This is a genomic window from Brevundimonas aveniformis DSM 17977 (assembly GCF_000428765.1).
Taxonomy (GTDB): domain Bacteria; phylum Pseudomonadota; class Alphaproteobacteria; order Caulobacterales; family Caulobacteraceae; genus Brevundimonas; species Brevundimonas aveniformis.
In genome coordinates this window covers 80,255-98,029 of record NZ_AUAO01000002.1, presented here as the reverse complement: position 1 = coordinate 98,029, position 17,775 = coordinate 80,255, and the positions used below count along the sequence as shown (strand labels likewise).

The following is a 17,775-nucleotide window of genomic DNA, read 5'->3' as shown; positions in this document are numbered from 1 at the left end:
CTAGCCCGTCTCTCCTCTGGGGAGAAGGGACCAAAACTCACCAATCCCGCGCCGCGCCCCGCCAGCTGATGAAACGGTTCTGGCCTGATCCGGCCTGGTCGGCGATCTGCTGGACGATACCGCTGGCCGAGGTAGCTACGTCGATCGTCGCGCCCGGCCCACCCATCGCCGTCTGGACCCAGCCGGGGTCGATGCTGAGTACCGTGATCCCGCGGGCTCGGCCCTGTCCGACCCAAAGAGTCCGGGCGAACATATTCTGCGCCGCCTTGGAGGCCCGATAGACCTCATATCCGGGTGCGGACGTCTCGCTGATCGACCCCATGCCCGACGAGGTGAAGGCGACCACACCGGTCTGATCGCGCACCTTGTCGATCAAGGCGAAGGCCAGTTTCGCCGGGCCCAGGGCGTTGACGCGGTGGACATGCTCGGCCTCGTCCAGAGAGACGGCATTGATGTCGGGTGGCCCGATAATCCCGGCGTTGAGAATTACCCCATCCAGAGGGCCTTCGATCCGCGCCGCCAGGGCCGCGATGTCCGCCTGAACCGCCACGTCGCAGCGTTCGATGGTCAGTCGGTCCGCCCGCGGCAGCGCCTTGAGTGTCGCCTCCCCCCGGTCATCGCGGACTGTGGCAATGACCCTCCATCCGGCGTCGAGCCAGGCCTGAACCAGACCCAACCCAATGCCGGACGAGGCCCCGACGACAAGACCGGAAGGTCCGCTCATGTCGCCGGCGCGGCCAGGATGCTGGTTCGCCTAGGGCGTATTAGGCCCGGCCCCGAACTTGTTCGGTCCTTGGGTTCCCGCTGATGCCCAGAAGACGATCAGGATAATGATACCAACGAGCGGGATCAGGCCAATCAGCAGCCACCAAGCACTGCGATCCGTGTCATGCAGACGACGGAATCCAACCGCGAGACCCGGAATAAAGGTGAGCAGAGATATCGCGCCACTAATGAAGCCGAGGCTCCCGGGCTCTCCCCCCATGACCATGGCGTCGATGGATTGGGCGATGATCTGAACGATGAATATCGCGAGCGTGTACCACCAGAACTCTGCGCGACCGGACCGGCCGGAAAACCCGGCATAGTTCTTCAGCGGCATCATGGCGTAGTTGAGCATGGAATCCCCTCCAGATTGAAAGGATCACCATCGGTCAGAAACCTGTGATCGGCAAGTGGCTTGTGCGCGCCCCGACCGTCAGGCGGCGCAGGCCTCAAACCCGGCCTTCAGATTTGCCTCATCCAGATTGCGGCCGATGAAAACGGCCCGGCTCCAGCGCCGCTCGTTCGGGCCCCATTCGCGTTGCAGATCGCCCTCGAGGATCATGTGCACCGCCTGAAAGACCAGCCGCCGGTCCTCGCCGGCGATCTCAATAATGCCCTTGGCCCGCAGGATGTCCGGCCCCTGTTCGGCCAGCAGCTTGTCGAGCCAGCGGGTGAAGGCCTGGCCGTCGATCGGTCGATCCAGCGACAGGCTGATGCCGCGGATGTCGTCCTGATGGGCGTGACCGCGGGGACCGTGGTCATGGGCGTGACCGTGATCGTGATCGTGCCCATGGCCGTGGTCATGGCCACAATGCTCGTCATGGACGTGGCCGTCCTCGCCATGGGCCGGATTGACGAATTCGGGTCGGATGTCGGTGATCCGCTCCAGATCAAACCGGTTCTGATCCAGAATCTGATCCAACGCGATCTTCGCCCGCTCGGTGCGCCGGATCGGGGCCAGGGGATTGAGGCCGCGCAGTCGCGCCTCGACAACCGCCAGTTCGGCCTCTGACACCAGATCGGTCTTGTTCAACAGGATCTGGTCAGCGAAGGCCACCTGCTCGCGAGCCTCCTTCGAATCGTCCAGCCGCTGCATGACGTGCTTGGCGTCGACCAAAGTGGTCACCGAATCCAGCCGCGTGCGCGCCGCCACGTCCTCGTCCATGAAGAAGGTCTGGGCCACCGGCCCTGGATCGGCCAGGCCGGTCGTCTCGACGATGATGGCGTCGAACCCGCCCTTGCGCTTCATCAGGCCCGACAGCACCCGGATCAGGTCGCCGCGCACCGTGCAGCAGACACAGCCGTTGTTCATCTCGAACACTTCTTCGTCGGCCCCGACCACGAGGTCGTTGTCGATGCCGATCTCGCCGAACTCATTGACGATGACGGCGTATTTCTTGCCGTGATCCTCGGTGAGAATACGGTTCAGCAGTGTGGTCTTGCCAGCACCAAGATAGCCGGTGAGGACGGTAACGGGGATCTTGTCGGTCATGGGCGGGTAGATGGTCGCGAACCAGGCGAATGGGAAGAGGCAATCCACATTCCCTCTCCCGAGGGGAGAAGGACTACCGATACCGCATCTTGGCTAGGGCCTCCGCCGCCGTCTTGAACGGCGCATGGACGTCCAATCCGGCCTTCCACTTTTCAAAGGCCATGACGTTCTCGATGCGCGCGGCGACGAAGGCCTCGGCCGCCTCTCGTCCGTCGAACAGCCGCATGGTCAAGGCGGGGACCAGAATCCCCGACAGGATCGCCCTCTTGGAATAGTGGTTCTCGTCCGTCGCCACATCCCCGGCCCAGCGCCAGATCTGGTCGGCGCTGTCCCAGGTCAGCCGTCCCGCCAGCGACAGATGCTGGGGCAGCGTCAGGAACCCGACCGCCCGCTTGGACGCCTCCAGATCAACGGCGGCCGCCTCCAGCCGGGCCGACACCCCCTGGGCAATCTTCTCGCGAATCTTGAGGCCGGCGGCATCCAGCTCGGCCAGGGTCGCCATAGCCCGCGCATCGTGGCGACGCGACAACAGGGCCACCAGATCGGCCGGGCCATTGGGCAGCAACAGGCCGACATCGCCGCCGCTGAGGTCACAGGCCTCACCGGCCGCCGTCAGCAGGGCGGGCGAAAACCCGAGATCGGGGGCGCGGGGAATCGCCGCATCCAGCAGGCGCTGCTCGGTTCGGTCGGCCCAGTCCGGCCTGGTCGCTGAGGCGGTCATTTCCCTATGATACAGGCCGAATTCCGCCTTTGCCATGCTGGACTCACGCGCGAGGCTGGTGTATCAGCGCGCCCTTGTCGCCCGGAGGTCCACTTCCGGGCGTTGGTTTTCATGTCCTGCCTGCCCCGCCCTTCAATGGCTGGATGGGCGCGGCGGACAAGGCAATGGAGAGACGACCCTGGTTCAGATTTTCGTTCGTGACAATAACGTCGATCAGGCGCTGAAGGCCCTGAAGAAGAAGATGCAGCGTGAAGGCAACTTCCGCGAAATGAAGCGTCACGTGCATTACGAAAAGCCCTCGGAAAAGCGCGCCCGCCAGCAGGCGGAAGCCGTGCGCCGCGCCCGCAAGCTGGCCCGCAAGCGCGCCCAGCGTGAAGGCCTGCTGCCCGCGCCGAAGCCGCGCGCCCGTTAAGCCGACCGACAGGCTGAAAGATCAAGGGCCGCTCCGATGGAGCGGCCCTTTTCTTTTGTCTCCGCACCCATCGCGAAGGAGATAGGGAGGAGACAGGTTGGCTACCGGCCCTCGCCGCGCACCAGACCGATGATCCCCCTCCAGTCCAGCTTCCCTGTCGACAGGGCTCCGGCGCGGAAGGCCTTGGCGGCCAGCCAGACGATCAGGACCGTGAAGGCCACCATGACCGCCAGTGTCCCGGTCATCTCATAGAGTGGCGGCCCTGACGGCGCGCGCGCGCTCATCAGGAACGGCGTGAAGAACGGAACCCAGGACAGGGTCTTCACGATCGCCAGATCAGGGTCGCGCATGGCGAACTGGAGCACAAAGACGGGGATGATCAGCACCATCATAATCGGCCCGATCAGGGTCTGGGCCTCACGCGGCGTCTCGCAGAACGAGCCGATGGCGGCAAAGACCGCCGCGTACATCAGATAGCCGCCGACAAAATAGCCGACCAGCCACAGCCACAATCCATCCCTCGCCAGACCCGCCAGAGCCCCCGACAGCGCCGGCGCGAAGTCGCCGCCCTGGTGAGCCGCAAAGCTGAGCGCCGCCGCCCCAAACCCGCCCCAGACCAGAAGCACCGTCAGCGTCACCAGAGCCACGCCAAGGATTTTGCCGGCGAGAAGCTCGGTCGCCGACGCCGACGACAAGAGTACCTCCAGCACGCGGTTGGCCTTTTCCTCCATGACGCTGTTCAACAGGATCGAGGCACCGGTCAGGATCAGCGACCACAGCATCATCGCCACCATGAAGCCGATCAGGCCCGGCAACCGGTCCTGAAGACTGACCTCGCCACCCGAAGCCGAGGCCGGCGACAGCATGGTCACAGCGGGTTCGGCCTGATCGATGCGGTCAATCGTGGCCGGATCGACCCCGAGCGCCACCAGGGCCTGGGTCCGGTTCAACTCGGACAGGGCGCCGGAGACGGCCTGCTCACCGTCCTGATCCGAGGCCCGCGCAGCCCAATAGCGAGCCGCCACGGCACCATCACCGGGCGTCAGAATGACCACGGCGTCCAGCGGCCCGTCTTCTCCAACCAGACCACGGGCCACGTTGTCGGCTCCGTCGATGTCGGATGCCCCGGCAAGCTCCGGCGGCGGCGCGACCACGTCAATATCCCCGGGATCATCCAGGCTGCGGGCAAAGGCCGGGCCGACCGCCTGACCCGTCAGGTCCAGCACCGCCATCTCTCGGGCCTCGCCGGAGTTCTCCATCAGGGCGACGAAGAAGCCCGATCCCACCGCCACCAGCGGCAGGGCGATCAACGACAGCCAGAAGCCGACGGTGCGGACATAGGCCAGATATTCGCGGCGGGCGATCAACAGGAGGCGTCTCATTGGTCGTCTCCGGTCAGAACGATAAAGGCATCGTGCAGGCTAGGTTCCGGTGCCTCAAACCGCGACACGTCCAACCCGCGCTCGAAGGCCGCCTTGAGAGCCGCCTGCGGCTGGGCCCCCGTGGCGAGCCGCGCCCTGAAGCCGTCTCCGGCGGGCTCAACGTCGGTAACCCCCGGCAGGGCCTGGACCGCCGCCCGGTCCAGCGTGCCTTCCAGCAACAGGAAGCGCGGGGCCGCGGCCCGGGCCTCAGCCACCGGCCCCTCGAAGACCTTTTGCCCCCGCGCCATCAGCACCACCTTCTGACACAGCCGTTCGGCGTGCTGCATGACATGGGTGGAAAACAGCACCGTCGATCCCTGGTCAGCCAGATCACGGATCATCCGCTCCAGCCCCTGCTGATTGACCGGGTCCAAGCCCGAAAACGGTTCGTCCAGAATGACCAGCTCGGGCCGGTGGGCGATGGCGGATACCAGCTGGACCTTCTGGGCCATGCCCTTGGACAGGGCCTTCATCGGCCGCTTCAGGGCGTCGCCCAACCCTTGAGCTTCCAACAGTTCGCGCGCACGACGCCGACCCTCTGACACCGGCACGCCCTTCAGCGCCGCCATATAGGCCACGGCATCGACCGGGTTCATCTTGCGATACAGGCCACGTTCTTCCGGCAGAAAGCCGATACGGTCACGAACCTTGCGGCCATCGTCCGCCCCCAGCACCTCGATCCGTCCCGAGGTCGGAGCCGCCAGGCCCAGGATCATGCGGATGGTCGAGGTCTTGCCGGCCCCGTTCGGGCCCAGGAATCCGACGATCGAACCCCGTCCAACGGAAAAGCTCAGATCTTTCACGGCCTCAAAGCTGCCGTAGCGTTTGGTGATGTCGGTAAGAGACAGGATGTCGGCCATACACCTCCCTAGCGGCTGTTCTGGCCGACCGGAAGCGCGGTTGACCAAACCGGTCCGCACCTTCAAGGAAGTGCCTGGGATTGGGAGCTTGGCGAACATGCGTTCGGTTGTTGGCGGCGTTCTGGTGGGCAGTGTGGTTTGCCTGACGTCGATGCTGCTGCTCGGGGCCGTTCACCGCTACGTCTATGGGCCGGCCCTGGCCCAGTTCGGGGAGCCGCGCTTCTTCACCGATATGACGTCGGGCGGTATTTTCTGGCTTGTCGTGATGCGGGTGTTCTCGGCCTGGCTGGGGTCTTCGGTTGCGGTGCGCCTGTCAGACGAGCCTCACGCCACCTGGATTGGCCCGGCCATCGTGGCGATCTGCGCCCTGACCACCGTGACGATCATGGGCATGCCTCAACCGATCTGGAGCCTGGTGCTCAGCCTTCTGGCGACCGTGGCGGTGGGCTACGTCGTCGGGCGCGCCCATGTCGGCGCGGCCCTGATCCCGAGTATGGATGAGTTTCGTGCCCGTATGGGCGGCCAAGACTAGCTCGCCGCACGCTCCAGATCGAAGCCGGCCAGGCGCAAGGCCGTGCCCTCGACCTCCAGATCAATCAGAACCCGCCCGCCGGTTGGACAGCAGTTGGCATCACTGTCGCGCCAGAGCGACGACATGGCCGTCATGTCAGGCCAGGCATAGTCCACGCCCTTCCACACGCCGAGATCATCCGGCAGGGCGTCTTCCAGAGCGACCTTCCAGCTCTCGACCTCGATTTCAGTCCAGTGCTGACCGTCCAGCCGCAGCAGGATATCGGCGTTGCCCGAGCCGGTTCCGGCGGTGAAGCCCTTGGCGGCTACGAACAGGCCTTCCGGGCGTGAGAACAGGATCGGCGCGTCGAACTGGGCCGCCTCAAAGCTCCACCCAACCGGTCGCAACAGGTCCCCATCGATGGCGAACAGGACCAAGCCCTCACTCACACCGGCATAGTCGGTGGAGCCGCGCTGAATCTGCCAGGCCAGACGCTGGCCCTCAGGCCCGGTCACGACGCCGTTGGACGGAACAGTGCATCCGTTCAGGGCCGTGCCGATGCACCCGCCCGACAGGGACGCCACCGGACTGGTCGCCGGCAGCGATTCCGCCAGACGAAGCTCTTCGCTCAGTTCGTCGAAATGGCCCTGCTGATACGCGCGCAGCTCTTCGGCTGTCCGGGCGCGGCGTTCACCGGTTTCCCATTCCCGCTCTCCAGCCTCACGGTCGGCCAGCCATTCCGCATGGCGACGGCGCAGCGTATTCGGCCGACCGGTCACGGTTTCAACCCGGGACCACAGCTCAGCGATTTGACGGTCCATCGCCCGGAGGTCTGCATCGGCACAGATGAGGCGACTCGCCTCAGACAGTTGACCCGTACAGTCGATCGCCGCTCCGGCGGTCAGCACCGCGTCTTCCTGCAGGGCGCGCTCGCGCTCGGCCTTGTCAGGCTGGCAGCCCAACAGACCTAGAAGCGCAACGAGCGGTGCCCAGCGACGCATCCCATGCTCCCTGTCCAAACATCGAGACTACGCTCACGGGTTGAGGCGCATACTGACGAAACCCGACAACGGCCCAGCTCAGGGTTCGTTGAAAGCAGTTCTGCGAAGGCCGTCGACCGCACCTATGCCTTCGCCTCAGAGAGTCGCTATCTCGGCGATGATGGCGCGGACCGCCCCGGCAGGATCAGGGGCGGCGATGACTGGCCGAGCGACGACAAGATGGCTGGCCCCCGCCTTCAGGGCATCAGCGGGGGTGGCAATGCGCTGCTGATCCCCCCGGTCCGAGCCGGCTGGGCGCACGCCAGGCGTCACCACCAGAAACTCAGGCCGTCCAGCTTCGGTCGCCAGCGCACGCGCACGCGCTGCTTCATGCGGGCTGGAGACGACGCCGTCGACCCCGCAAGCCAGCGCTTGACGCACCCGCCGTTCAACCAGCACAGCCGCCGTATCCGAATAGCCGATGTCGATCAGGTCGGCGTCCGACAGGCTGGTCAGCACAGTCACCGCCAGGATCTTGGTATCGGCCTCGCCACGCCCCTGGACCGCCGCGCGCATGACCTGGGGCTGGGCATGGACGGTCAACAGATCGCAGCCGCCTGCCGCGACTGATCGCGCCGCGCCTTCGACCTGAGCGCCGATGTCATGCAGCTTCCAGTCCTGGAACACCTGCTTGCCCGACCGTCGCAGCTCCTGAGCGAAGGCCACACCGCCGGGCGCCGCCAGAAGCGTCAACCCGATCTTGTAGAAGCTGACGGTGCCATCCAGTTGCTCAACCATCGCTCGGGACTGTTCGACGTTGGGCAAGTCGAGCCCGACAATCAGGCGGGGGTCAGCGGTGGTGGACATCGGGCGCATCTCCGGGTTACGGCCAGCCACGGGCGCGCTCGCCGTCAGCGGCGCGTCAGGCAGGTCAGGTTTTTCGGCTAAGGGGGCGACATGAACGCGATCGAGTTCGGGGTCAATGTTTTCGTGGCCCTGTTCGCCTTGCTGGACCCGATCGGCAATATCCCGATCTTCGCCGCCGCGACCGCCGGCGCGACCTTCAGCCAGCGCCTGTCGGTCAACGCCATGCTGTGCGCCTTTGTGGCGGCCTTCCTGGCCTTCTTCTATTTTTCGGGCCTGGCCTTGTTGGATTTCTTCGGAATCTCGCTGGCAGCCTTCCGCATCGGCGGTGGCATCCTGTTGTTCCTGCTCGGCTTGCAGATGGTCAACGAGGACTTCCTGGCCAGCTTCAAGGACCCCCATGCGCTCAACGACGCCAATGATGTGCGCGGATATGCCCGGCGGCGGTTTCAGCGACTAGTCGTGCCGTTCGCCATGCCGTTGATCATCGGGCCGGGCGCGATTTCGACCATCATCATTCAAGCGGCGCGTGCCGAGAATATCGGGCCGGCCGGCACGGTTGCGGGCCTGGTTGCCATCGCCGCGGCCGGTTTGGCCACCTTCCTGTGTTTCGCCATGGCCGGGCCGATCAACCGCATCCTCGGCGAAGTGGGCATGTCGATTATCGTGCGGGTTCTGGGTCTGATCCTGGTGGCGCTGGGCATCCAGTTCGTCCTCGGTGGTCTGGGCGAGGCTTTGCCGGGGATGTTCTCACAGGCGGTCGTCGCCCCGACCGGACACTAGATCCGTCCCAGGCGCTCGCCGTGGCGCGCGGCCAGGGCCAGCGTCCAGTCGTCGGGCAGGATCTTGAGCAGCACCGAAGCGACCTTGTTCGGGGCCCCCGGCACGCAGATCGCGCGATTGGCCTCCGAGGCCTCATAGCCGGCGCGCGCCACCTCATCGGCCCCCATCCACATCCATTCCGGTGTGGCGTGGGCGACGGCCTGTCGCTGGCCGTTGACGTCGTGGAACTCGCTCCAGGTGTAGCCGGGGCAGAGAGCCGTCACATGGACGTCCTTGTCGCGCAACTCCAGATGCAGCCCCGCCGACGCCTTGATGATGAAGCTCTTGATCGGACCGTAGAGGGTGTCGCCCCCCGTTGCCGGGGAATAGCCCGCCAGGGACGCGACATTCAAAATTCGACCAAAGTGCCGATCCGCCATGCCGGGGCTGAGTCGGTGGGCCAGCTCGACGGGGGCGATCAACATCACCTGAAGCATGGCCTGGTGCTGCTCCCACGGCACGGCCTGAAAGCCTTCGGTGCGAGAAAATCCGGCGTTGTTGATCAAGGCATCGACGGTCCGGCCATGGCTGTCGATCGCCTCGACCAGCCGCGCGGGGGCCGCCGGGTCGGCCAGATCTTCGGGAATCACAATCGTTTCGATCCCGGCGCGCAGCTTCAGCTCGTCGGCCAGGGCCTCCAGCCGGTCCGTCCGGCGCGCCGTCAACACCAGATCCCACCCATGCTCGGCATAGACCCGGGCCAGGGCCTGACCGATGCCGGCCGAGGCGCCTGTGATCAGGGCGAGCCGGCGATCTGCGGGGTCATTCAAGCTCATGATCGTTTTCGACCACGACGCGCCGCGTCGTTCAAGCGTCGTCCGCCAGAAGGTCGGCGATGGTGATCTGCGACAGACGCTTCGCCGCCGCCGCATCGGCCGCCACCAGCGCCTTGGCCACCTGGCGCGGAATCTTCTCACCGACCGGACAGCCCCGCACGCCGGGCGGGGGCTTGCCCAGGTGCGCACAGCCATCGACGGCCCGCAAAACCTCATCCAGTCGAATTTGATCCGGCGCTTTCAGCAGCCAGGCCCCGCCGCCGACGCCTGGACGTGTTGCAATCAGACCGGCGCGCGCCAGTTGCGCCGTCACCCGACGAACGACCACCGGATTGGTCGGCATCGAGGCCGCCAGGGTGGCGCTGGACACGGCGCGCGCCGGCGTATCCGCCCCCAGATGGGCCAGATAGGCCAGCGCATGGGCTGCCACCGGAAACTGTTGGCTGTCGGACATTCGTTTCATAAGTAGGCGCGACAGACCTGCGTTACAATTGACGCCCCACAGCGGGGCACGCTCAGTAAATTGTGCGATGCAATATATTGAATGCGGCACGAAATGGGCGTATGCCGCGCGGCTTCGTTCGCATGGGCCATGCCATTCCGGCGGCCCGGAGGAATTGAATGGCTGGGGATACCCCGGACTCCAAGGCTCCCCAACCGGAGCCAGAGCCCCAGGCGACGCCGACCGGCGACGCCCCATCAGATCACACACCCAGGGACAACCTTCACCCCGCCATCGAACCTGGCGACGGGCACAAGAAGGCCGGCGTCTTCGCCCTGGCCCTCGGGGCCGTGGGTGTTGTCTTCGGCGACATCGGCACCAGCCCGCTCTATGCCATGCGCGAAGCCCTGGCCCACTCCCGTTCGGGCGGCTCAGCCGACCTGGCCGTGCTGGGCGTGGTGTCGCTGGTGTTCTGGGCGCTGATCCTGGTCGTGACCCTGAAGTACGTCGTCTTCCTGATGCAGGCCGACAACAAGGGCGAGGGCGGGACCTTGGCCCTGACCGCCCTGGCCCAGCGGGCAGTTGGCAAGCCTTCGGCTGTGATCTTCTTCCTCGGGGTCTGTGGCGCAGCCCTATTCTACGGGGACGGGATCATCACGCCGGCTGTGTCCGTCCTATCTGCTGTTGAGGGCCTGCGGGATGCTCCCGGCCTTAACGGTCGGCTCGATCCGTGGGTGCTGCCGATCGCGGCAGGCATCCTCATCGGCCTGTTCATGATCCAGTCGCGCGGCACCGCCAGCGTGGCCAAGTGGTTCGGGCCGATTACGGCGGTCTGGTTCCTGACCCTGGCGGGCCTGGGCCTGTTTCACATCTTCGACGACATCTCGATCCTGCGTGCCCTGTCGCCCCACTACGGCGTGCTGTTCCTGATCGACAACGGCTTCCTGGGCTTCGTCATTCTGGGCAGCGTCTTCCTGGCCGTCACCGGGGCCGAGGCCCTCTATGCCGACATGGGCCACTTCGGAAAGGCTCCGATCCGGGCCGGCTGGCTGGTCTTCGTCCTGCCCTGCCTGACCTTGAACTATCTGGGTCAGGGGGCGCTGGTGCTGGCGCACCGTGACGCTCGCGAGAACCCGTTCTTCGCCATGATCCCCGAGGTTGCCTATTGGCCGGTGCTGATCCTGGCGACGGTCGCCACCGTCATTGCCAGCCAGGCGGTGATCACCGGGGCCTTCTCGTTGACTCAACAGGCGGTCCAACTGGGCCTCTTGCCGCGCATCACCATCCGGCGCACCTCCGAAACACAGGCCGGACAGATTTTCGTGCCGTCGGTCAACTCGCTGTTGCTGGTGGGCGTGCTGATCCTGCTGGTCTTCTTCCAGACCTCGTCGGCCCTGGCCGCCGCCTACGGCATCGCCGTCACCGGGGCGATGTTTGTCGATACGCTCCTGGCCTGGTTCATCGTTCGCAGAATGTGGAAGTGGTCCTGGCCGCTATCGCTGCTCGTCCTCGTTCCCCTAGCCGGCCTGGATCTGGTCTTCCTGTCATCCAACGCACTGAAGATCCCGCAGGGGGCCTGGATGCCTATCGTTCTGGGCGCGGCCTTGGTCGTGATCATGTGGACCTGGACGCGCGGCAGCCGGATTCTGTCCGAGAAGAGCCGCAAGGACTCACTGCCGCTGAACGATCTGATCGCCATGCTCCAGACCCGTCCGCCACACCGCGCGCCGGGTACGGCCATCTTCCTGACGTCAGACCCGACCGTCGCGCCAGTCGCGCTCATGCACAACCTCAAGCACAACAAGGTCCTCCACGAGAAGAACGTCATCCTGACGGTCCAGACCGCCGACCGGCCCCGGGTGCCTGAAAGCCAGCGGGTCGAGATCGAGGTCATCAGCCCCGACTTCAAGCGGGTCACGGTACACTACGGCTTCATGGAGAGCCCGAATATCCCGCGCGCGCTCAGCATCTGTCGCAAGATGGGTCTGAAGTTCGACATCATGTCGACCAGCTTCTTCCTGGGCCGCCGCTCGGTGGTGCCGTCGGCCCAGCACGGGATGCCCCTGTGGCAGGACAAGCTGTACATCTTCCTGATGCGCAACGCGGCCAATCCGACGGACTTCTTCCACATCCCACCGGGCCGCGTGGTCGAGATGGGGACCCAGGTCTCGGTCTAGCCGAGCATCTGCATCCCCAGCCAATCCGCGATCAGGGCCGGCTTGTCCGAGCCTTCGATCTCGACGGTGACCTCATTCTTGATCAGCCAGCGCCCCGTGCCCTTCTCCTCGGCGCTGATCAGCTTGAACCGTCCGCGCACCCGCGACCCGGCCCGCACCGGTTGGAGAAACCGCAGCTTGTCGAAGCCGTAGTTGACCCCCATCACCACCCCGTTCAGCACCGGCGCGGCCTGATAGCTCATCTGCGACATCAGGCTCAGGGTCAGAAACCCATGCGCGATGGTTCCCCCGAATGGGGTCGTCGCCGCCGCCTCCGGGTCCACATGGATGAACTGGTGATCCTCGGTACAGTCGGCAAAGGCGTTGATCCGCGCCTGGTCGATCTCGATCCAGTCCGAAACCCCGACCTCCTGACCCATCGAGGCGAGCAACTCATCCGTCGAAATCGCCTTGGCCGTATTCATGGAAATCGTCCTTCTATGATCTGTGAAAACAGAGCCGGGTCGACGTTGCCGCCCGACAGCAGGATGGCGGTGGTCTTGCCCGCTGTCTCGACCTTTCCGGCCAGAAGGGCGGCCAGCGACACCGCCCCGCCCGGCTCGACCACCAGCTTCAGCGTCTCGAACGCATGGGCCACGGCGGCGGCGGCTTCGTCGTCCGTCACGCTGATCGCCCCGGCCAGTCGCCGCTGATTGATCGGAAAGGTCAGCTCGCCCGGGATCGGCGTCATCAGCGCATCGCATATGCTCTTGCCGCTCGCCGCCACCCCGACCCGCTCACCCGCCGCCAGCGACCGGGCGGTGTCGTCATAGACCGCCGGCTCCACGCCATAGACCACCGTGTCGGGGCTGCGCGCCTCGAAAGCCAGATTCAGCCCGGCGATCAGCCCGCCGCCAGAACAGCCGCTCAACAACTGGTCGATCGGCCCGTCCGCCTGCTCCAGGATCTCCAGCGCCGCCGTCCCCTGTCCGGCGATGACGAACGGATCGTCGAACGGCGGCACCAGCACGCTACCGCGCTCGCGCGCGATCTCTTCGCCGATCGCCTCGCGGCTCTCGGAATAGCGGTCGTACATCCGCACCTCGCCGCCGTTGGCGCGTACGCCCGCGACCTTGATGGCCGGGCTGTCGGCGGGCATGACGATGATGGCCGAGGTCCCCACCCGCCGCGCCGCCGCCGCCACGGCCTGGGCGTGATTGCCCGAGGAATAGGCCACGACGCCGCGCCGTTTCTCGTCGTCGGTCAGGCGAGCGATGCGGTTATAGGCCCCGCGGAACTTGAAGGCCCCCATCACCTGGAGATTCTCGGCCTTCATCAGCACCCGCCCACCCAGCCGCTCGTTCAGGGCCGGGCTCTCGATCAGGGGCGTGCGCACTGCAATGCCCTCGATCACGCGGGCCGCGTCCAGGACATCGTCGAAGGTCGGGAGCTTGGTCATCCGCCTGTCTTAGCCGAAAGTGGGCCTCGCGAAAGGGAGACGCATGGCCGATCTGATCCTCGCCCTCGATCAGGGCACCACCTCGACCCGCGCGGTGGTCTTCGACGTCGATGGCTGGGGCGCGCGCGCCACGGCCCAGATCCCGCTGGAACAGCACTTCCCGCATCCTGGCTGGGTCGAGCATGACGCCGACGAGATCTGGCGCGCCGCCCTCCAGGTCTGCCGCGAGGCGATGCACGAAGTCGGCGGCCCGGACCGCATCGCCGCCATCGGCCTGACCAACCAGCGCGAGACGACCCTGCTGTGGGACCGAGCGACGGGCGCGCCACTGCACCGCGCCATCGTCTGGCAGGACCGCCGCACCGCTCCCGTCACCGACGCCCTCAAGGCCGCCGGCCATGAACCGGTCGTCCAGGCCGAAACCGGCCTGGTCCTCGACCCCTATTTCTCGGCCTCCAAGATTGCCTGGCTGCTCGACCATGTGGACGGTGCCCGCGCCGGCGCCGAGGCTGGAGAGCTGTGCGCCGGCACCATCGACGCCTGGCTGATGTTCAAACTGACCGGCGGTGCCCGTTTCGTCACCGACGTCACCAACGCCTCGCGCACCAGCCTGTTCGGCCTGTCCGACCTGACCTGGCGTGACGACCTTCTGGACCTGTTCAACGTCCCCCGCAGCGTCCTGCCCGAAGTCCTGCCCAGCGCCGACTTGTTCGGCGAGACAGTCCCGGACCTGTTCGGTCGCGCCATCCCCATCACCGGCTGCGCGGGCGACCAGCAGGCGGCCCTGGTCGGCCACGGGGGGCTTGGCCCGGGCGCCATCAAGGTCACCTACGGCACCGGTGCCTTTCTCGTGGCCCACACCGGCGACCGGCCCGTCGCCTCAACCAATCGCCTGCTGTCCACCGTCGCCTATCGGGTCGACGGCCAGACCGCCTACGCGCTGGAAGGCTCCATCTTTTCCGCCGGCTCGACCATCCAGTGGCTGCGCGATGTCATGGGCGCGGTCGGCCACAGCCGCGAGTCCGAGACTGTCGCCCAGAGCCTGCTCGACAACGGCGGCGTCTATCTGGTCCCGGCCTTCACCGGCCTGGGCGCGCCCACCTGGGAGGCTGAGGCGCGCGGCGCGATCTTCGGCCTGACCCGTGACGCCGGCCCTGCCCACATCGTGCGCGCCGGGCTGGAGGCCATGGCCTATCAGACGCACGACCTGCTCGAAGCCCTCAAGGCCGACGGTGCACCCGCGCCCCGTCGTCTCAGGGTCGACGGCGGCGTCACCGCCAACGGCTGGCTCATGCAGTTCCTGGCCGACATCACCGCTTGCGAGGTCGAACGCCCGGCCCATCAGGAAATGACCGCGCTCGGTGCCGCCCGCCTCGCCGCCCTCGGCTGCGGCCTGATCGAGACCCTGGAGCAGCCCCCCTCCGGCCAACCCGCCGTCTGGTCGCCCGCCATGGCCGACGCCGAGCGCACCCGCCTCCTCGCCGGCTGGGACGCTGCCGTGGCGGGATGTCTGGCGCAGGCGCGGGCTGGACGCGACGGCGCGAACCATTAGCTTGATCGCCATGACCGACCCTTCCGCCTCCGCCTTCTCCGGTTCCAAGCCTGTTGACGAGCGCCTCCGCTTCGATGAGCCGGCGCTCGAACGCTGGATGGCGGCGACCATCCCCGACTTCGCCGGGCCGATGTCCGCGCAACAGTTCAAGGGCGGACAGTCCAACCCCACCTATCTGATCACCACGCCGGGCCGCGACTATGTGCTGCGCCGCAAGCCGCCGGGCGTGCTCCTGCCCTCCGCCCACGCCGTGGATCGTGAGTTCAAGGTCATCTCGGCCCTGCACGCGGCCGGCTATCCGGTCGCGCGGCCCTGGGGCCTGTGCGAAGACCCCGAGGTCATCGGCACAGCCTTCTACGTCATGGACCGGGTAGAAGGCCGCATCCTGTGGAACCTCGGCCTGCCGGATCAGACCCTGAACGAGCGCCGCGCCATCTATGAGGCCCAGGTCGACGCCCTGGCGGACCTGCACAAGCTCGATCCCGACCAGATCGGCCTGTCGGACTACGGCAAGGCCGGCAACTATTTCGCCCGCCAGGTCGGCCGCTGGACCAAGCAGTATCGCGCCTCCGAAACCGAGAGCATCCCGGCCATGGACCGACTCATCGACTGGTTGCCGCAAGGGTTGCCGCCGGACGGCCCGGCGCGGATCGTCCATGGCGATTTCCGGCTGGACAACCTCATCCTCGATCCCGACCGGGCCGAGGTGCGCGCCGTGCTTGACTGGGAGCTGTCGACGCTCGGCGACCCCCTGGCCGACATCAGCTATTTCCTCATCGCCTGGGTCATTCCGTCGAGCGAGCGCAACGGCCTGGCGGGTCTGGATCTTCCCGCGCTGGGCATCCCCTCAATGGACGAGATCATCGCCCGCTACTGCGCGCGCACCGGGCGCGAGGGCCTGCCCCAACTCGACTGGCTGCTCAGCTACAACCTGTTCCGGCTGGCGGCCATCTGTCAGGGCATCGGCGGCCGCGTCCGGGACGGCACCGCCGCCAGCCCCCACGCCGCCGCCATGGCCGCCCGGGTCAAGCCGCTGTCGGCAGGGGCATGGCATTTCGCCGAGAGAGCGGGGGCGTGAATCTGCTGCCCCTCTCACCCTGGGTCATCCTCCGGCAAGCCGCATAGCGGCGCAGACCGGGGGACCCAGAATGCTTGGCGCAGCACGCGCGGGCGACGCAGGTTGGCCTGGGTCCCCCGGTCTACACTTCGCGTCGCTGGAGGACGACGAAAGGGGCCTACTCTTCCACCCGCCACACCCGCTCGATCACCACGCGCGGATCCAGCATCTGGCCGCGCATCACACCTTCGCCCTCGGTCGCCGACACCGGGGCAGCGAGGATGGCGCGGACCACGTCCATGCCCTGAACCACGCGACCGAACACGGCATAGCCGAGGTTGTCGCCGGGCTGGTCAGGGCGAGCGTCCAGATAGGTCATGTTGCCGACCATCACTGTGAAATCGCCCGCCGCCGTGCCCGGCTCGAACCGGGGCATCGACAGGGCACCTTCGGTGTGGCTGAGGCCGGTTTGCGTCGTCGGCTCATGCGGGATCGGCGGCAGGGTCCGCTCGCGATCCTGATTGGTCCCGCCCTGAATCAGGCCGGCACCGCCGTACCCCTGCATCGCCCGATAGAAGGTCATGCCCTCAAACCGGCCTTCATCGACGTAGCGCAGGAAGTTGGCCCCCGTGATCGGGGCAGCGGTCGTATCGATCTCAACCGTAAAGGTGCCCAGCGACGTCTGGATCGCGACACGCGGCAGGCCCTCTGACACGGCATCCTGAGCCTGTGCCAGGCCAGGCGTCGCCAGCAATAGACAGGTTACAAAGGCGAGGAAATGACGGCGAAACATGGCACGGTCCTGATCAGCAAGGGCCCTACCCTAACCTGACTTCCGCAGCCTTGTGGAGGTTCACCGCTTCTCGAACTTGCGACCGCACCAGTACTGGAAGCCCCGATCCCGGGTGCAGCGCCATCCCCGCCGGGTCAGCTCCATGCCGACCATGCCGTTGAAGAACCCATGCGCCAGCACCAGCACATCGTCCCCTTGCGCCGCGCGGGCTTCCAGCATGTCCGCCGCCTGCCGGGCTCTGACCTTGGCCTGATCGCGACTTTCCTCGCCCTCGCCATGATGATCAAAGGCCCACCACCAGAAGCGCGAGATCACCCCCCATGCGCGCGGGCCCACCCTGAACCAATCTGGGAAGTTCGGAGGCGGCAGCGGTGCCTCGATGAAGATGGGGTCCTCGATCAGCGGGCGCCCCCTGGCCACGGCCCTTGCCGTCTCGATGGCGCGGGGCCGTGTCGAATGATAGATGACCGAATGGTCGGCCTGTTCGACTAGGCAATCCGGCGGCGTCTGGCCTTCGAGCAGACCACCGACCTCATACCGGCCCCACCAGTCACGATAGCCGTCCGACGTCAGCTTGATCTTGCGTGACAGGGCCGGCTCACCATGACGTGCCAGCACGATCGCGCCGGATCGAACCGGGGCGACGGGCAAGGATTCGGCACGGGTCGGAGCCGTCTCGGTCATACTGGGGG

20 protein-coding genes are annotated in these 17,775 nt (G+C 66.4%); 6 read left to right on the top strand and 14 right to left on the bottom strand.

Going from position 1 to position 17,775, the window contains the following annotated elements; genetic code table 11:
- Window positions 1-37: 37 nt before the first annotated feature.
- From G391_RS0105735 to G391_RS0105720, 4 genes are all read right to left on the bottom strand, one after another.
- The gene (locus tag G391_RS0105735) at window positions 38-724 is read right to left on the bottom strand and encodes an SDR family NAD(P)-dependent oxidoreductase (protein WP_029086678.1); all 687 of its coding nucleotides are present in this window, start codon (window positions 722-724) and stop codon (window positions 38-40) included.
- A gap of 30 nt (window positions 725-754) precedes the next feature.
- Window positions 755-1,120 carry a DUF805 domain-containing protein gene (locus tag G391_RS0105730; RefSeq protein WP_029086677.1) on the bottom strand — a complete coding sequence of 122 codons (366 nt, stop codon included), beginning with the start codon at window positions 1,118-1,120 and terminating at the stop codon, window positions 755-757.
- A 78-nt stretch (window positions 1,121-1,198) separates the two neighbouring features.
- A complete protein-coding gene (locus G391_RS0105725) occupies window positions 1,199-2,257 on the bottom strand; it encodes a CobW family GTP-binding protein (RefSeq protein ID WP_029086676.1) in 1,059 nt (352 codons plus the stop codon).
- 73 nt (window positions 2,258-2,330) lie between these two features.
- Complete coding sequence (locus tag G391_RS0105720) at window positions 2,331-3,014, bottom strand: COQ9 family protein (protein ID WP_245572050.1); 684 nt, start codon at window positions 3,012-3,014, stop codon at window positions 2,331-2,333.
- A 142-nt stretch (window positions 3,015-3,156) separates the two neighbouring features.
- On the opposite strand from G391_RS0105720, the gene rpsU reads away from it, so the two are divergent.
- Window positions 3,157-3,390 (top strand): 30S ribosomal protein S21, encoded by a 234-nt coding sequence (rpsU, locus tag G391_RS0105715; RefSeq protein ID WP_156893891.1) that lies wholly within the window; start codon window positions 3,157-3,159, stop codon window positions 3,388-3,390.
- A 101-nt stretch (window positions 3,391-3,491) separates the two neighbouring features.
- Here the strand turns inward: rpsU and G391_RS0105710 are convergent, their stop codons facing one another.
- Both G391_RS0105710 and G391_RS0105705 read right to left on the bottom strand, forming a co-directional pair.
- Entirely contained in the window at window positions 3,492-4,772 is a 1,281-nt protein-coding gene (locus G391_RS0105710) for an ABC transporter permease (RefSeq protein WP_029086673.1), read from the bottom strand.
- Window positions 4,769-5,671 (bottom strand): ABC transporter ATP-binding protein, encoded by a 903-nt coding sequence (locus G391_RS0105705; RefSeq protein WP_029086672.1) that lies wholly within the window; start codon window positions 5,669-5,671, stop codon window positions 4,769-4,771. Before G391_RS0105705 ends, G391_RS0105710 begins: the two co-directional genes overlap by 4 nt.
- A gap of 97 nt (window positions 5,672-5,768) precedes the next feature.
- On the opposite strand from G391_RS0105705, the gene G391_RS0105700 reads away from it, so the two are divergent.
- Window positions 5,769-6,203 carry a hypothetical protein gene (locus G391_RS0105700; RefSeq protein ID WP_156893867.1) on the top strand — a complete coding sequence of 145 codons (435 nt, stop codon included), beginning with the start codon at window positions 5,769-5,771 and terminating at the stop codon, window positions 6,201-6,203.
- Here G391_RS0105700 and G391_RS0105695 read toward each other — a convergent pair.
- Window positions 6,200-7,183: a lysozyme inhibitor LprI family protein gene (locus G391_RS0105695; protein ID WP_029086670.1), complete on the bottom strand. Its 984-nt coding sequence runs from the start codon at window positions 7,181-7,183 to the stop codon at window positions 6,200-6,202. The genes G391_RS0105700 and G391_RS0105695 overlap by 4 nt on opposite strands.
- Window positions 7,184-7,318: 135 nt before the next feature.
- Window positions 7,319-8,029, bottom strand: coding sequence for an orotidine-5'-phosphate decarboxylase (gene pyrF / locus G391_RS0105690; protein ID WP_029086669.1), 711 nt, complete (start codon window positions 8,027-8,029; stop codon window positions 7,319-7,321).
- Between the two features lie 90 nt (window positions 8,030-8,119).
- On the opposite strand from pyrF, the gene G391_RS0105685 reads away from it, so the two are divergent.
- Window positions 8,120-8,809, top strand: coding sequence for a MarC family protein (locus G391_RS0105685; RefSeq protein ID WP_029086668.1), 690 nt, complete (start codon window positions 8,120-8,122; stop codon window positions 8,807-8,809).
- Here G391_RS0105685 and G391_RS0105680 read toward each other — a convergent pair.
- Complete coding sequence (locus G391_RS0105680) at window positions 8,806-9,624, bottom strand: SDR family NAD(P)-dependent oxidoreductase (protein ID WP_035303902.1); 819 nt, start codon at window positions 9,622-9,624, stop codon at window positions 8,806-8,808. The two genes, G391_RS0105685 and G391_RS0105680, sit on opposite strands and share 4 nt — an antisense overlap.
- A gap of 31 nt (window positions 9,625-9,655) precedes the next feature.
- Window positions 9,656-10,078, bottom strand: coding sequence for an Rrf2 family transcriptional regulator (locus tag G391_RS0105675; protein ID WP_029086666.1), 423 nt, complete (start codon window positions 10,076-10,078; stop codon window positions 9,656-9,658).
- Window positions 10,079-10,245: 167 nt separating this feature from the next.
- Here G391_RS0105675 and G391_RS0105670 point away from each other — a divergent pair, with 167 nt between their 5' ends.
- Window positions 10,246-12,243, top strand: coding sequence for a potassium transporter Kup (locus G391_RS0105670; RefSeq protein ID WP_029086665.1), 1,998 nt, complete (start codon window positions 10,246-10,248; stop codon window positions 12,241-12,243).
- Here G391_RS0105670 and G391_RS0105665 read toward each other — a convergent pair.
- Both G391_RS0105665 and G391_RS0105660 read right to left on the bottom strand, forming a co-directional pair.
- Complete coding sequence (locus G391_RS0105665) at window positions 12,240-12,707, bottom strand: MaoC family dehydratase (RefSeq protein ID WP_029086664.1); 468 nt, start codon at window positions 12,705-12,707, stop codon at window positions 12,240-12,242. The genes G391_RS0105670 and G391_RS0105665 overlap by 4 nt on opposite strands.
- Window positions 12,704-13,681 carry a threonine ammonia-lyase gene (locus G391_RS0105660; protein WP_029086663.1) on the bottom strand — a complete coding sequence of 326 codons (978 nt, stop codon included), beginning with the start codon at window positions 13,679-13,681 and terminating at the stop codon, window positions 12,704-12,706. The genes G391_RS0105665 and G391_RS0105660 overlap by 4 nt, the downstream gene beginning before the upstream one ends.
- A 43-nt stretch (window positions 13,682-13,724) precedes the next feature.
- Here G391_RS0105660 and glpK point away from each other — a divergent pair, with 43 nt between their 5' ends.
- Both glpK and G391_RS0105650 read left to right on the top strand, forming a co-directional pair.
- Window positions 13,725-15,233, top strand: coding sequence for a glycerol kinase GlpK (gene glpK / locus G391_RS0105655; protein WP_029086662.1), 1,509 nt, complete (start codon window positions 13,725-13,727; stop codon window positions 15,231-15,233).
- Window positions 15,234-15,243: 10 nt separating this feature from the next.
- The gene (locus tag G391_RS0105650) at window positions 15,244-16,311 is read left to right on the top strand and encodes a phosphotransferase family protein (protein WP_029086661.1); all 1,068 of its coding nucleotides are present in this window, start codon (window positions 15,244-15,246) and stop codon (window positions 16,309-16,311) included.
- A 157-nt stretch (window positions 16,312-16,468) separates the two neighbouring features.
- Here G391_RS0105650 and G391_RS0105645 read toward each other — a convergent pair whose 3' ends face one another.
- The gene (locus tag G391_RS0105645) at window positions 16,469-17,083 is read right to left on the bottom strand and encodes a peptidylprolyl isomerase (RefSeq protein WP_029086660.1); all 615 of its coding nucleotides are present in this window, start codon (window positions 17,081-17,083) and stop codon (window positions 16,469-16,471) included.
- Window positions 17,084-17,143: 60 nt separating this feature from the next.
- Entirely contained in the window at window positions 17,144-17,767 is a 624-nt protein-coding gene (locus tag G391_RS0105640) for a histidine phosphatase family protein (RefSeq protein WP_029086659.1), read from the bottom strand.
- Window positions 17,768-17,775 lie beyond the last annotated feature (8 nt).

Coding starts and splice junctions, on each gene's coding strand:
- G391_RS0105710 (WP_029086673.1), bottom strand. CDS start 4,772: ATGAGACGCCTCCTGTTGATCGCCCGCCGCGAATATCTGGCCTATGTC.
- G391_RS0105680 (WP_035303902.1), bottom strand. CDS start 9,624: ATGAGCTTGAATGACCCCGCAGATCGCCGGCTCGCCCTGATCACAGGC.
- G391_RS0105670 (WP_029086665.1), top strand. CDS start 10,246: ATGGCTGGGGATACCCCGGACTCCAAGGCTCCCCAACCGGAGCCAGAG.
- pyrF (WP_029086669.1), bottom strand. CDS start 8,029: ATGTCCACCACCGCTGACCCCCGCCTGATTGTCGGGCTCGACTTGCCC.
- G391_RS0105675 (WP_029086666.1), bottom strand. CDS start 10,078: ATGTCCGACAGCCAACAGTTTCCGGTGGCAGCCCATGCGCTGGCCTAT.
- G391_RS0105705 (WP_029086672.1), bottom strand. CDS start 5,671: ATGGCCGACATCCTGTCTCTTACCGACATCACCAAACGCTACGGCAGC.
- G391_RS0105640 (WP_029086659.1), bottom strand. CDS start 17,767: ATGACCGAGACGGCTCCGACCCGTGCCGAATCCTTGCCCGTCGCCCCG.
- G391_RS0105720 (WP_245572050.1), bottom strand. CDS start 3,014: ATGGCAAAGGCGGAATTCGGCCTGTATCATAGGGAAATGACCGCCTCA.
- G391_RS0105695 (WP_029086670.1), bottom strand. CDS start 7,183: ATGCGTCGCTGGGCACCGCTCGTTGCGCTTCTAGGTCTGTTGGGCTGC.
- G391_RS0105645 (WP_029086660.1), bottom strand. CDS start 17,083: ATGTTTCGCCGTCATTTCCTCGCCTTTGTAACCTGTCTATTGCTGGCG.
- glpK (WP_029086662.1), top strand. CDS start 13,725: ATGGCCGATCTGATCCTCGCCCTCGATCAGGGCACCACCTCGACCCGC.
- G391_RS0105730 (WP_029086677.1), bottom strand. CDS start 1,120: ATGCTCAACTACGCCATGATGCCGCTGAAGAACTATGCCGGGTTTTCC.
- G391_RS0105700 (WP_156893867.1), top strand. CDS start 5,769: ATGCGTTCGGTTGTTGGCGGCGTTCTGGTGGGCAGTGTGGTTTGCCTG.
- G391_RS0105665 (WP_029086664.1), bottom strand. CDS start 12,707: ATGAATACGGCCAAGGCGATTTCGACGGATGAGTTGCTCGCCTCGATG.
- G391_RS0105725 (WP_029086676.1), bottom strand. CDS start 2,257: ATGACCGACAAGATCCCCGTTACCGTCCTCACCGGCTATCTTGGTGCT.
- G391_RS0105660 (WP_029086663.1), bottom strand. CDS start 13,681: ATGACCAAGCTCCCGACCTTCGACGATGTCCTGGACGCGGCCCGCGTG.
- G391_RS0105650 (WP_029086661.1), top strand. CDS start 15,244: ATGACCGACCCTTCCGCCTCCGCCTTCTCCGGTTCCAAGCCTGTTGAC.
- G391_RS0105735 (WP_029086678.1), bottom strand. CDS start 724: ATGAGCGGACCTTCCGGTCTTGTCGTCGGGGCCTCGTCCGGCATTGGG.
- G391_RS0105685 (WP_029086668.1), top strand. CDS start 8,120: ATGAACGCGATCGAGTTCGGGGTCAATGTTTTCGTGGCCCTGTTCGCC.